Origin of the sequence: Microbacterium sp. UBA3486 (assembly GCF_002377845.1) — a bacterium.
Classification (GTDB): Bacteria; Actinomycetota; Actinomycetes; order Actinomycetales; family Microbacteriaceae; genus Microbacterium; species Microbacterium maritypicum_A.
Window position 1 is genome coordinate 44,836 of record NZ_DFQP01000070.1, and the last position, 13,281, is coordinate 58,116.

Below are 13,281 nucleotides of genomic sequence, written 5' to 3' on the forward strand. Positions count from 1 at the left end.
CATCTCATGTCCGATTCCCCCGCAGGATCCTGCTGCAGCGTCACCAGCAACGGTGCGGTCTCCGCCGAAGGTCGAAAGGATCTGCTGGCGTCGCCCTCCGGCGCCATGGCAGAGTGCCCGGTGATGGTCGGCAGCGCGGTCGTCGTCGCGGATGCGGAGGCCGCCGGCCTGTTCCGTGACTACGAGGGCACTCGCTACTACTTCTGCTGCGCAGGATGCGGGCCGGCGTTCGACGCCGACCCGGCGAAGTACGTCGCCGCAGCCTGACCGTTTCACCCGTGCGGGGCCGCCACACGCGGCCCCGCACGGGAATCGTCTTTCCGAGGAGGAGAGGTAATGAGCATTCCGCACCACGACAGCACCGCACCCGGCGCCCCGCCCCAGGAGTCGAACGACTCCGACCATATTCATGGGGGGCACGACGCCCACGGGGGACACGACGCCCACGGGGGACACGGAGAGCACGGCGGGCACGCCGACCACGTCGGCCAGTTCCGGCGGCTGTTCTGGATCATGCTCGCGCTTGCCGTCCCCACCGTCGCGTTGTCGGGGATGTTCGCGATGATCCTCGGCTACCCCCTTCCCGACCTCCCCGGACTGATGTGGGTCTCGCCCGTGCTGGGAACCGTGATGTACGTGTGGGGAGGCAAGCCCTTCCTCGTGGGCGCCGTCAGCGAGATCCGCGGGCGCAAGCCCGGCATGATGCTGCTCATCGGCCTGGCGATCACCGTGGCCTTCTTCGCATCGTGGGGGGCGAGTCTCGGCATCCTCCACCACGAGCTCGACTTCTGGTGGGAGCTGGCCCTCCTCATCGTGATCATGTTGCTCGGGCATTGGATCGAGATGCGCTCGCTCGCGCAGACCACCTCTGCACTCGACTCGCTCGCCGCCCTCCTGCCGGACGAGGCCGAGCGTGTGGAGGACGGTCAGGTCGTGATCGTCTCACCCGCAGACCTGGCCGTCGGTGACATCGTCGTCGTTCGCCCTGGCGGAAGCGTTCCGGCCGACGGGCGCATCCTCGACGGACGCGCGTCGATGGACGAGTCGATGGTGACGGGGGAGTCCCGCACGGTCACACGCGGTGCGGGAGACCAGGTCACCGCCGGCACCGTCGCCACGGACTCCGGGCTCCGGGTGGAGATCACCGCGACCGGAGACGACACCACCCTCGCCGGCATCCAGCGCCTGGTGACCGAGGCGCAGAGCTCGTCTTCGCGAGCTCAGCGCCTCGCGGATACCGCAGCGGGGTGGCTGTTCTGGTTCGCTCTGGGATCCGCGGCGATCACCGCGATCGTCTGGACTCTCGTCGGATTCCCCGACGCGGCCGTCATCCGTACGATCACCGTGCTCGTGATCGCCTGCCCGCACGCGCTGGGTCTGGCGATCCCGCTCGTCGTGTCGATCGCGACCGAGCGCGCGGCCCGGGGCGGAGTCCTCGTGAAGGACCGCCTCGCCCTGGAGAGTATGCGAACCGTCGACACCGTGCTGTTCGACAAGACCGGAACCCTCACCAAGGGCGAGCCAGTCGTGTCGGAGGTGTCGGTCTCCGGCCAGCATGACGCCGATCGCGTGCTGGCGCTCGCCGCCGCTGCGGAAGCCGACAGCGAGCACCCGCTCGCGAAGGCGATCGTCCGCGCCGCCACCGACAGGAGCCTGTCGGTGCCGCAGAGCCGCGACTTCACGTCGTCGCCTGCTGTCGGGGTCACGGCTACCGTCGAGGGATCGACCGTGCGCGTCGGCGGCCCGCACCTGCTCACGGAGGAGCAGGCGGACGAGCTCGCCGTCGCCGAGCAGTGGCGGGAGGACGGCGCGATCATCCTCCACGTCGTCCAGGACGGCCGAGTGATCGGAGCGCTGAAGCTCGCCGACGAGGTACGTCCGGAATCCCGCGAAGCCGTGGACGCGCTGCATGCGCTCGGTGTGCAGGTCGTCATGATCACGGGTGATGCCGAGGCCGTCGCGCAGACAGTCGCCGCCGACCTGGGGATCGACCGGTTCTTCGCGGGGGTGCGCCCCGAGGACAAAGCCGCGAAGGTGCAGGAGCTGCAGCGTGAGGGCCGAAAGGTGGCGATGGTCGGCGACGGCGTCAACGACGCACCCGCGCTGGCGCAGGCAGACGTGGGGCTCGCCATCGGGGCGGGCACCGACGTCGCCATCGCCTCTGCCGGCGTGATCCTCGCAAGCGACGACCCGCGCTCCGTTCTCTCGGTCATCGAACTCTCGCGGGCCGCGTATCGGAAGATGAAGCAGAATCTGTGGTGGGCCGCCGGGTACAACCTGCTCTCGGTGCCGCTCGCGGCCGGCGTGCTCGCGCCGATCGGGTTCGTGCTGCCGATGTCGGTGGGGGCGATCCTGATGTCGCTGTCGACCATCGTCGTCGCGCTCAACGCGCAGCTGCTGCGGCGCCTCGATCTGCGGCCTGACGTCGCGACCCGCGCCATCCTCGATCGCTGATTCCCATACGCCGAAAGACCCCGTCCAGCCGGACGGGGTCTTTCTGCGCACGGTTCTCGCGACTCACTGATGCCGCAGCGCGGCGTTCAAGTGCTCCTCGGGGTCGACCAGGTGGTTGTGATCGTCGGTGCCGAGTGCGACCTCTGCCCAATCGATCGTGCCGGTGAACTTGCCGCCCCACTCCTTGTATCCCTCGTAGGCGGGCATTCCGGTGTCCTCGCCGGTGTCCAGGCCCTCGTCGAAGGAGAAGTACAGCGGGTGCGTGTGCTCCACGCGTCCGGAGCCGACCGCGGCACCGTCGATGAACAGCGTGACCTCGCCGCCCTTGCCGATCCCCCCGCCGTCGTAGGCGAACTCCGCACGCACGAGGTGATCGCCACCGCCGATGGTCGTGTCGGACAGCACGGTCGTGCGGACCAGCCCGCAGTAGTTGTAGTGATACCCGAGCTTGCCGTCTTCTGCGAAGAACGACCACCCGCCGGTGCGTCCGCCCTGGGCGACGATGGCACCTTCGACCGCGCCGTCCTCGGGCACCGTGAGCTGGGCCGTCACCGAGTACGAACGGTTCTTCACATTCAGGGCGACGTTCTCTCCCAGACGGATCATCCCCGGGTACAGCCGCAGTCGGTCGCCGGTGACCAGCGTGGGCCTGCCGGCGATCGCGGGATTCATGCGCTCGGCCGCGCGGTCGTCGAGCGGGAACACGTTGTGCCGAGCCGCCTCGATCAGGAACATCTGCTGCATCTCTGCCAGCTTCTCCGGGTGTGTGGACGCCAGGTTGTCCGACTGCGTCCAGTCGACCGAGGTGTCGTACAGCTCCCACACGTCGGCCGAGAAGTCCGGAGCCTTCGAGACGACATCCCACGGAGTGCGGTGCTTCGTCTGCGCCGTCCAGCCCTTGTGGTAGATGCCGCGGTTGCCCATCAGCTCGAAATACTGCGTGACGTGTCGTTCATCGGCGTCCGGGGCGTTGAAGCTGTAGGCCATCGAGACTCCGTGCATCGGAATCTGGGTGACCCCGTTCACCGTGTGCGGCTCGGCGAGGCCGGCGACGTCCAGGACGGTCGGGGCGAGGTCGATCACGTGGTGCCACTGGTGCCGGACCTCGCCGGATCCCTCGATCGCGCTCGGCCAGTGGACGATGGTGCCGTTGCGCGTTCCGCCGTAGTGCGATGCCACCTGCTTGGTCCACTGGTAGGGCGTGCACATCGCGTGCGCCCACGCCACGGAGTAGTGGTTGTACGCCTCTGGACCGCCGACCTTGTCGAGATGCTCGTTCCAGAACTCGACGGTCTCGAACTGACCGCCGCCGTTGGAGGCGGTCGTCAGCATGTAGGCACCGTTGATGCCGCCCTCCGCGCTCGCCCCGTTGTCGCCGATGATGTAGTAGACGAGGGTCTCGTCGAGGATGTCCTGCTCCTCGAGCGCGTCGATGACGCGACCGGTGTGGAAGTCGGCGTACTCCAGGAACGCCGCATAGACCTCCATCTGGTGCGCGAGGATCGGCTTCTGCTCGTCCGGGACGTCGTCCCAGGCTGGCAGTCCCTCCGGGCGTTCGGTGAGCTTCGAGTCCGGCGCGATCACGCCGAGTTTGATCTGCTTCGCGAAGGTCTGCTCGCGCTGCGCGTCCCAGCCGTGGTCGAAGGCCCCCTCGTACTTCGCGATCCAGTCCTTCGGAACGTGATGCGGGGCGTGCGTCGCGCCCGGGGCGAAGTAGATGAAGAACGGCTTGTCCGGCGTCAGGCTCTTCTGCTGCCGGATGTAGTCGATGGTCTTGTCGGCCAGATCGGGCATCAGGTGGTAGTCCTCGTCTGTCGGCGGCTCGACCGCGGTGACTCCGTCGACGAGAGCCGGCGTCCACTGGTTCGTCTCACCGCCGATGAAACCGTAGAACCTCTCGAAGCCCGAGAAGGCAGGCCAGTGGTCGAACGGTCCCGTGGGGCCTGTCTCCCACACCGGCACCTCGTGGCACTTTCCGAACTGCGCGGTGTTGTAGCCGTTCTGGCGCAGGATCTCGGGCAGCGGGACGGCAGAGTTCGGACGCGTGGAACGGTAGCCGGGGGAAGGGGTCGCGGTCTCGGTGATGTGGCCCATGCCGACGGCGTGGTGGTTGCGTCCGGAAAGCAGCGCGGCACGGGTGGGGGAGCACAGCGCGGTCGTGTGGAATCGGGTGTACTTCAGCCCGGCGTTCCCGAGGCGTTCGGCCGTGGGCGTGTGGATCGGGCCGCCGAATGCGCTCGACGCGCCGAAGCCCACATCGTCGAGGAGGATCACCAGGACGTTCGGTGCGCTCTTGGGCGGGCGCTTGGCGACGAGGGGAGGGAAGTCGGCCTCCGACTTCTTCGCGTCGAAGACGACGGGCCCCTGATACTCACGGTCAGGAAGCGGCAGGATCGATCCGGGCAGTTCCGCGGTCATGGAAGTTCCTTCTTCTCATACATGGGGTGTATCGCGAGTACCTGGGGGTGTATCGCGAGCTGGACACCGAGCGCGGCGGGTCGGGCGGAGCCGGCCGTCGTGCTCGGTGTCCGCATGGATCGACTACTGGGCGCCGCCGAGGTCGTGGATGAGCTCCTTCTCGTCCTCGGCGGAGAGGGAGGTCTGGACGACCGTGCCGTGGAACGGCGCGAGCGCGGCGGCGAACTTGTCCTCGGTGATCTTCGTCGCGTATACGACGACGGCGGACTTGCCGGCGGAGACCGTGCTCTTCACCCGGTCGCGGAACTCCGCATCGATCCCGGTCTTGTCGAGGCCGGCGAACAGCGCGCCGAAGAGTCCACCGAAGAGCAGTCCGGCGATCGGCACGAAGAACAGGAGGCCGATGAGCATGCCGAAGAGTGCACCGCCTGCGGCTCCGACACCGACGTTGCCGGCAGCGCCCGGATACTCGACCTTGGTCTTGCCCTTCTCGTCGACCTTCACGAGCGCGAGGCCCGCGAGCTCGACGACCAGGTCGTTCTGCAACGACAGGATCTCGTCGTAGGCGCCTTCCGCCTGGGGCTCGGAGTCGAAGGAGATGACGATCAGTTCGGCCATGGGTGAGTTCCCTTGTTCAGGGCTGAGTCGACCACCCTCAGCCGTTGACGACAGGAGGCCACTCCGCGGTGGCTCCCGCTCGAGGCCAGGCTAACCGTGCTGCACCCGCGAAACGCGGGCGTCATCGCGAATTCACCCGGGGGACCTTCGACGATGACAGGGGATACGCAGGGAACTGATCACGCTCTGTAATGATTGCCCGCCGCCGTGGGAGGTCGGTCGAAAAATACTGGGCACACCGAAACGAAAGGTGTTCCCCGTGTCCGCTCCTGCTCCTCCTGCCGTATCCCCGTCCGCCCCGTCCGCCCGCCGCACGATCCTCGACATGCTCAGCCGGTGGATGTGCGAACAACCGCTGGCCGTCGCGGCCCGGCACGCAGGGCGGGAGCTGACATACGGAGAGCTCGATCAGCTGTCCGGCATGCTGGCGGCGGATCTCCGACGGAGAGGCGTCCGGAGAGGTGATCGGATCGGGATCTTCGTGGAGCGCGGATTCGAGATGGTGGTCGCCATCGTGGCCGCACTGCGGCTCGGGGCGGCGTATGTGCCCGTGGATCCGCGAATCGCCACCGAGGTCCATATGGCGCATGTGGTCGCCGTGACGGGCATGCGTGTCGTGCTCACCCAGGCGCGGTTCGCGGACCGCGTGACGTCGGCGACGGGCATCCTGGTCGTGCCGATCGAGCGCGCCCGCACCGCGGACGCGGATGCCTCTCCGCAGGAGACGATCGCACCACGCGCCGGAGATGAATGCGTGATCATCTTCACGTCCGGAACGACGGGTACGCCCAACGGCGTGCGGGTGACCCACCGCAACCTCGAGAACTTCCTGTTCGGAGGGCCCGGAGCGCTCGGCATGAAGCCCGGGACCGTGGTCGCCCAGATCCTCAACATCGCTTTCGACATGGCGGTCTGGGAGATCCTCGGCGCGCTCACCCACGGTGCCACGCTGCACATCCGCGGACGGGACTTCGCCGAGGCTCTGCGTGCCGCAGACGTCGTGATCGCGACCCCGTCGATCCTCACCCCGCACGACCCGCGACGGCTGGGCCGGTTCACCGCTGTCGCCGTCGCGGGGGAACGATGCCCTCGTGCCCTCGCCAACCGCTGGGCTGCCGTGACGGATTTCTACAACTCGTGCGGTCCGACCGAGATCACGATCGTGAACACGATGCATCTGTGCACCCCCGATGAGGCGGATCCGCCGATCGGGCGGCCGATCCCGGGAACGACCGCCTACATCCTGGATGAGGGTGGCGCTCCGGTCGCCGACGGCGAGGTCGGGGAGATGTGGGTCGGGGGAGCGGGGGTCACCGCCGGGTACCTGGGAAACCCGCGTCTGACCCGCGACCGTTACCGACTCGACCCGTTCTCCGACGACGGCAGTCTCATGTTCCGCACCCGCGACCTCGCCCGATGGAATGCGGACGGAGATCTCGAGCACCTCGGACGCACGGACGACCAGGTCAAGATCCGGGGCTTCAGAGTCGAACCCGACGCCGTGAGCGCACTGCTCGAGCGGGAGGACTCCGTGCAGCACGCGGCCGTCCTCCCCACCGACGACCGCACGGCGCTGCTCGCTTTCGTGACTCCGGAGGACGCCGACGTGGAGGCTGCGCTCGCCCATGTGCGTGAAGCACTGCCGTACTACTGCGTGCCGGAGATCGTCCATCTCGTACCGGGTCTTCCGATGACGACGCGCGGCAAGGTCGACCAGACGGTGCTGAGGAGCCACGCATGGCGAGCAGCGTGACTCCCGGGACCCACGTGCGCCCCGCGGCGCTCACCGGGTGGCGGCTTCTTCTCACCCGTCCTGCACTGATGCCCTATAACAGGCTGGTGGTGCTGGTTCTCGCGCTCAACGCCGTCGTCGCCGGGATCATCGCCACGACCTCGGCCTCGATGTCGTCCGACGACGCCGCCACCCTCCTCATCACCATGAGCGGCGTGAACCTCACGGCCGCGGTGCTGATCCGCCAGCAGTACGTGATCAACCTCCTGTTCCGGCTCGCGACGAGCGTGCCGAAATCGGCGCCGCTGGCGGTCCGTCGACGTCTCGCGAAGGTCTACCACTTCGGTGGGATCCACGTCGGAGCCGCGGTCGCGGCCGTGGGCTGGTTCCTGGGGGGAGCCACCACCGTCGTCTTCAGCGATTCCCTCTCCGTGTTCTCGAAGAGCGTGGCCGTCGCCCTCGTCGCGTGCCTGGTCGGAATCCTCGTACCGGCGCTGCCCCCGATCCGCCAACGCCGCCATGACCTGTTCGAGATGACCCATCGCTTCGGAGGATGGTCCGCTCTCACCCTCTTCGCCGTACTCACCGTGGCGCTCGCCGCCGATGCCGCCGACTCCGCCGGCGCTGTGGGGATCGGACGAGTCCTCGCCGCGTCGCCGTCGTTCTGGCTGTTGCTGGTCATCGTGCTCAGCGTCGTCGCACCGTGGCTGCGGCTGAGGAAAGTGCCCGTCCGCATCGCGACGCCGTCGTCTCACGTCGCACTCGCGGACTTCGATCACGGCGTGCGTCCCTTCGCCGGTTCGTCCACCATCCTGGCGCGGCATCCGCTCGGCCAGTGGCACTCGTTCGCGAATGTCGTCACCCGCGACGAGACCGGCTTCCGGCTCACCATCTCGCGGGCGGGGAACTGGACCGGGAGGCTCATCGACGACGCGCCCTCGCATGTGTGGACACGAGGGATTCCGACGGCGGGCGTGGGAAACGTGGACAAGCTCTTCGAGCGCGTCGTGTGGGTCGCGACCGGAAGCGGGATCGGCCCGTGCCTGCCGCACCTCTTCGCCGACACCACGCCCTCGAAGCTCGTGTGGGCGACCAGAGAACCGGAAGCCACCTACGGCGACGATCTCGTCGAGTCCATCCGTGCCTCGCACCCCGATGCCGTGATCTGGAACACCAGCGAACAGGGACGCCCCGACCTCGTGGCACTGGCGCTCGAAGAGTTCACGTCGTTCGACGCCGAAGCGGTGATCTGCATCTCCAACCAATCGACCACCCGCCGGGTCGTCTCCGCGCTGGAAGCCCTCGGGGTGCCCGCGTACGGGGCGATCTGGGACTCCTGAAAGGCCTTACCGTGTCCACACTGCTCATCAGCTCCGAGGGGACCACCCTCACCGTCACCCTCGACCGCCCCGCTCAGCTCAACGCCATGGGCATCGATGAGCTCGATGCCATCCGGCATGTGTTCACAGAGCTCGCCGAGACGGTGCCAGCGGATCGCCCCCGCGCCGTGGTCGTGCGTTCGACCGGAACACGCGCGTTCGTGGCCGGGGCCGACATCGCCGAGATGGCGGCCGCATCGTCCGACTCCGGTGAGCGCATCAGCCGCGCTGGACAGGCGGCCATGGACAGCATCGCCGCCTGCCCCGTGCCGGTCATCGCCGCCGTCGACGGTCACGCGCTCGGAGGTGGGTGCGAACTCGCGGCCGCCTGCGACCTCGTGTACGCCACGGCGAACTCGCTCTTCGCGCTGCCCGAGGTCGGGTTGGGCCTGATCCCGTGCTTCGGCGGCACGTATCGTGTTGCCGCCCGGATCGGCGACGGCCGGGCGCGACGCATGGCCCTGACGGCGGAGCGGGTGGCGGCCGCGACGGCGGAGGAGTGGGGTCTCATCGACGCCGTGCTTCCCGACGCCGATGGGCTCGCCGCCGCGGTGGGCGGCCAGGCGCTCGCGTTCAGCCGTGCGTCGAGGAGTGCGCTCGCCGCCGTGAAGGCCGCTTTCGCGCTGCCCGCGCCGCTGCGTGCGGTGGCGGAGCGCACACTGTTCCGGGACGCTCTGGCACACGCGGATGGCCAGGAGGGCATGGCGGCGTTCCTGTCGAAGCGTGCCCCGTCGTTCCGCTGAGAGTGCAGGACTCTGTCGGCAACGACGACGTATCTTCGGAAGGTGCTCAGAACCGTGGAAGTGCAGTTGGCCGACCTCGCGAACGGCCGGGTGCTGGTCGTCGAGGACGATGAGGAGCTGCGCAGCATCCTCGTGGCCTATCTGCGTCGTGCCGGGTTCTCCGTCGAAGCGGTCGCCGACGGCTTCGCGGCGTTGGAAGCCGCGACGCTCAGTCCTCCGGATGTGGTGCTCCTCGACCGCATGATCCCCGGCGTCGACGGCGTGGAGATCTGCCGTCGTCTGCGCACCACGTCGAACGCTCCGATCCTCCTGCTCACGGCGATGGGGCAGCCGCATGAACGCATCGACGGCCTGGAAGCCGGCGCGGATGACTACGTCGTCAAGCCCGTCGCACCGCGCGAGATCGTGCTCCGCGTGATCCGGCTGTTGCAGCGGACCGCGCACCAGGGCGCCGGCGAGTCGCCGATCACCCTCGGACGGTTCCGCTTGACGCCGGCGATGCGGGTGATCCAGAGCGATGGCGTCGACCTGGAGCTGACCGTCCGGGAGTTCGAGCTGTTCGCTTTCCTCCTCCGCCACCCCGATCGGGTGCACTCGCGCGAGGAGATCGCCGGCGGAGCGTGGGGATGGGAGGCCGGAGACACCTCGGCTGTGGCCGTCAACATCCGTCGCCTCCGCCTGAAGGTCGAGTCCGATGCCTCCCGGCCGGTCGTCATCCGCTCGGTGTGGGGGCACGGCTATCTGCTCGACAGCGAAGGGACGAGATGAACGCGATGCTCCTCGAAACGCTCGGAGTCGTCGTGGCGGCGGTGATCCTGACCGGAGTCTTCGGGGCGGTCGCGCTTCGGCTGACCCGCAGGTACTCGATGCGCTGTCAGATGATGATCGTCGTGATGACGGTGGTCGTGGGGATGTCGGCATCCTTCGCCTTCGCGGCCTCGCGGATGCAGATCGAGGAGGACGATCTGCCGCTCATCCTCGGAGCGACGATCCTCGCCGGCTCGGGCACGATGCTGCTGGCGTGGCGCCTGGGAAACCGGCTGGTCGAGGAGAGCAGACGGATAAGCCTGCACACCCGGCAACTGGCATCGGGTCGTCCCCTCGACGACCACACGGTGGTGTCGAACTGGGAGTATCGGCAGATCGATCGAGAGCTCCACAACGCTGCGCGCGCGCTCCACGAGGCACGGGAGACGAATCTCCGGCAGGAGGAGGCGAGACGGCACCTCATCACCGGGATCTCCCATGATCTGAGGACACCGTTGGCCGCCATCGACGCGATCATCCGCGCTCACGAGGACGGGATCATCGAGGACCGTGTCGAGTTCACGACGAGGCTTCGCGCGCAGAGCAGTCGTCTCGGGGCGCTGGTCGAGGACTTCTTCGCGTTCTCGCTCATCGAGATCGATCGGGTGCCGCTGAGCCCGGAGCCCCTCGATGTCGCCGATCTGGTCGGCGATGCCGTGGGCACAGCCCGGAATCTCGGCGCGACGGTGCACCTGGAAGTCCACGAGTCAGGCGGCGTCACGGCCTTCGCCGATCCTCTCAGCATCGAGCGCATCTTGATGAACCTGCTCGCCAATGCGGTGCAGCACACCCCTGAGGGGACCGCGGCGACGGTCTTCCTGGAGGCCGATGCCGACGCGGTCAGGATCAGCGTGGAGGACCACGGCTCCGGCATGACCCCTGAGGCTCTCGAGCAGGCGTTCGATGCCGGATGGCGTGGCGACCTCGCCCGCACCCGGAGCACGGCCCCCTTGGCGACGAGCGGAGCCGGGCTGGGGCTGGCGATCGCGCGCGGACTCGCGGTGGCGAACGGCGGAACGCTGGAAGGTCGTTCGCCGAGTGGGACCGGCTGCCGGTTCACCCTCACGCTGCCGCAGCGAAACCGTCCACATGGATGATCCGCCTCCGTCGGGTCGGTCGTCGTACGCGCAGGTCGTGACTCCTCACTCCTTGCGCTGCGGTGCCGGTGTCTCGGTCTTCCCCTGCGGACGGGCGGGCGCGGAGGCGAGCACCGTCGAGGGGCCGCTCAGCGCCCGCAGCGCGTACAGGATCGTCGCGAGATCGACGAGCTCCTGGACGAGTGCTCCGACCACCGCGGGGATGAGGCCGGTCATCGCGACGATCATGAGCCCGACGCTCAAGCCGATCCCGATCCAGATCGCGGTCAGGGCGACCCGCAGAGTGTGGCGACCGATCGACACCGCATCGACGAGCTTCGCGAGCGAGTCGACGAGGATCACGACATCAGCGGCATCGCCGGCAGCGGTCGCTCCCTTCGCACCCATGGCGACGCCGATGTCGGCGGCGGCGAGCACAGGGGCGTCGTTCACGCCGTCGCCGACCATCATGATCGGCCGCGGTTGGAGTTCGCCGGCGAGAGCGACCTTCTCGGGTGGAAGCAGCTCGGCGTGGATCTCCGAGATGCCCACCTGATGAGCCACTGATTCCGCCGTCGGCCCGACGTCGCCCGTGAGCATGACCACGCGATCCACCTCGTGCGTCCGCAACCACGAGACGACGGCTGCCGCTTCGGGCCTCGGGTGATCGGCGAGTACGAGCACCCCGGCGAAACGGCCGTCGACGGCCACGTAGGCTGCGGCCTGACTCAGCTCCAGCGTCGCCCGCACGGTGTCGGGCGCGAGAGCGGCCACGTAGGCGGGCTTGCCGACGACGACCGCTCGACCATCGATCTCGGCGACGACACCGTTCGTGGCCTCCTCCCTGGCCTCTGTCGCGACACGCAGCGCGAGTCCGCGCGCGTCCGCGGCGCGACGGATGCCCTCGGCGAGCACGTGCGTCGAGTACTGCTCCGCCGAGGCGGCGAGTTGCAGGACCTCGTCCGCGCCGAAGCCGTTCGCCGGCCGGACATCGACGAGTTCCGGTCGGCCCTGCGTGAGCGTTCCCGTCTTGTCGAAGGCCGCCGATCGCACGCGCGCGATCTGTTCGATGACGGCGCCGCCCTTCATGATCACGCCTGTCTTCGCCGCGCGTGAGAGGCCTCCCAGGAACGCGACCGGGGCGGCGATCAGGAGAGGACAGGGCGTCGCGAGCACGAGGACCTCGGCGAAGCGCGTCGCGTCGCCCGAGATGGCCCAGGCTGTGCCGGCCAGGACGAGCGACACCGCGGTGAAGGGGATCGCGAAGCGGTCGGCGAGCCGCACCACCGGCGCGTGGGAGTCCTCCGCGGCGTGCACGAGTGCGACGATCTGCTGGTACTGGCTGTCTGCGCTCGAGCGAACGGCCTGGATCCGCACAGCGCGACTGCCGTTGATCGCTCCGGAGAGCACCTCCCCTCCGGACTCGCGGGCCACGGGCATGCTCTCGCCGGTCAGCGACGACTCATCGAAGGTTCCGGTCTCGGTGAGCAGCACACCGTCGACGGGCACCACCTCCGACGGGCGCACGAGGAGCACATCGCCGATCGCGACCTCGTCGACGGGGAGATCCCTCACCTCGTCCGAATCCGCGGCCTGTGCGTGCACGAGCACGTGGGCGATGCGCGGAGAACGATCCAGCAACGCAGACAGGTCGCGCTTCGCGCGACGGCCGGCGAAGTCTTCGAGCGCCTCTCCGCCCGACAGCATGAGCACGATGATGAGGGATGCGATGTACTCACCGACGGCGAGCGTCGCCACCATCGCGACCACCGCGAGGATGTCGAGACCCACGTGGCCGCGAAGCACATCCCGCACCATGCCGACGAGGGTCCAGACGACGAACGCGGCCACGTAACCGGTGGCGATCCACCGCCCGATGACGGCCGCGTCGACCGCGTGCAGGATGAGCACGCCGACGAACACGAGGACGGTGGTCGTGATCGCCGGATAGCGCCACAGCAAGCGGAGAAACCTCATGCTCCAGCTTCCCGCGAATCGGTGCGCAGTGCCACCGACGGGCGGCGGGGCGGCCGGCCTTTCGAGCAACCGCCGTG

General features: G+C 68.5%; 10 protein-coding genes. 7 read left to right on the plus strand and 3 right to left on the minus strand.

Annotation, left to right across the window (positions count from 1 at the left end):
• Nucleotides 1-6 precede the first annotated feature (6 nt).
• Both B2869_RS09885 and B2869_RS09890 read left to right on the plus strand, forming a co-directional pair.
• A complete protein-coding gene (locus B2869_RS09885) occupies nt 7-267 on the plus strand; it encodes a YHS domain-containing protein (protein WP_021198015.1) in 261 nt (86 codons plus the stop codon).
• 69 nt (nt 268-336) lie between these two features.
• On the plus strand, nt 337-2,454 hold the full coding sequence (locus B2869_RS09890) for a heavy metal translocating P-type ATPase (protein ID WP_292765766.1): 2,118 nt from the start codon (nt 337-339) through the stop codon (nt 2,452-2,454).
• Between the two features lie 63 nt (nt 2,455-2,517).
• Here B2869_RS09890 and B2869_RS09895 read toward each other — a convergent pair whose 3' ends face one another.
• Together B2869_RS09895 and B2869_RS09900 are read right to left on the minus strand one after the other, a co-directional pair.
• A complete protein-coding gene (locus B2869_RS09895; protein ID WP_292765769.1) occupies nt 2,518-4,872 on the minus strand; it encodes an arylsulfatase in 2,355 nt (784 codons plus the stop codon).
• Nucleotides 4,873-4,995: 123 nt separating this feature from the next.
• Nucleotides 4,996-5,490, minus strand: coding sequence for a DUF1269 domain-containing protein (locus B2869_RS09900; protein ID WP_021198012.1), 495 nt, complete (start codon nt 5,488-5,490; stop codon nt 4,996-4,998).
• A gap of 259 nt (nt 5,491-5,749) precedes the next feature.
• Here B2869_RS09900 and B2869_RS09905 point away from each other — a divergent pair, with 259 nt between their 5' ends.
• From B2869_RS09905 to B2869_RS09925, 5 genes are read left to right on the plus strand one after another with little or no spacing between them, the layout of a single operon-like run.
• On the plus strand, nt 5,750-7,243 hold the full coding sequence (locus B2869_RS09905) for an amino acid adenylation domain-containing protein (RefSeq protein WP_292765774.1): 1,494 nt from the start codon (nt 5,750-5,752) through the stop codon (nt 7,241-7,243).
• Complete coding sequence (locus B2869_RS09910; protein WP_292765777.1) at nt 7,228-8,562, plus strand: hypothetical protein; 1,335 nt, start codon at nt 7,228-7,230, stop codon at nt 8,560-8,562. The genes B2869_RS09905 and B2869_RS09910 overlap by 16 nt, the downstream gene beginning before the upstream one ends.
• 11 nt (nt 8,563-8,573) lie before the next feature.
• Nucleotides 8,574-9,344, plus strand: coding sequence for an enoyl-CoA hydratase/isomerase family protein (locus tag B2869_RS09915; RefSeq protein WP_292765780.1), 771 nt, complete (start codon nt 8,574-8,576; stop codon nt 9,342-9,344).
• A 42-nt stretch (nt 9,345-9,386) separates the two neighbouring features.
• Nucleotides 9,387-10,112, plus strand: coding sequence for a response regulator transcription factor (locus tag B2869_RS09920; RefSeq protein ID WP_292765783.1), 726 nt, complete (start codon nt 9,387-9,389; stop codon nt 10,110-10,112).
• A complete protein-coding gene (locus B2869_RS09925) occupies nt 10,109-11,248 on the plus strand; it encodes a sensor histidine kinase (protein ID WP_292765786.1) in 1,140 nt (379 codons plus the stop codon). Before B2869_RS09920 ends, B2869_RS09925 begins: the two co-directional genes overlap by 4 nt.
• Nucleotides 11,249-11,293: 45 nt before the next feature.
• Here the strand turns inward: B2869_RS09925 and B2869_RS09930 are convergent, their stop codons facing one another.
• Nucleotides 11,294-13,204, minus strand: a complete 1,911-nt coding sequence (locus B2869_RS09930) for a heavy metal translocating P-type ATPase (RefSeq protein WP_292765789.1) — start codon at nt 13,202-13,204, stop codon at nt 11,294-11,296.
• Nucleotides 13,205-13,281: the final 77 nt, after the last annotated feature.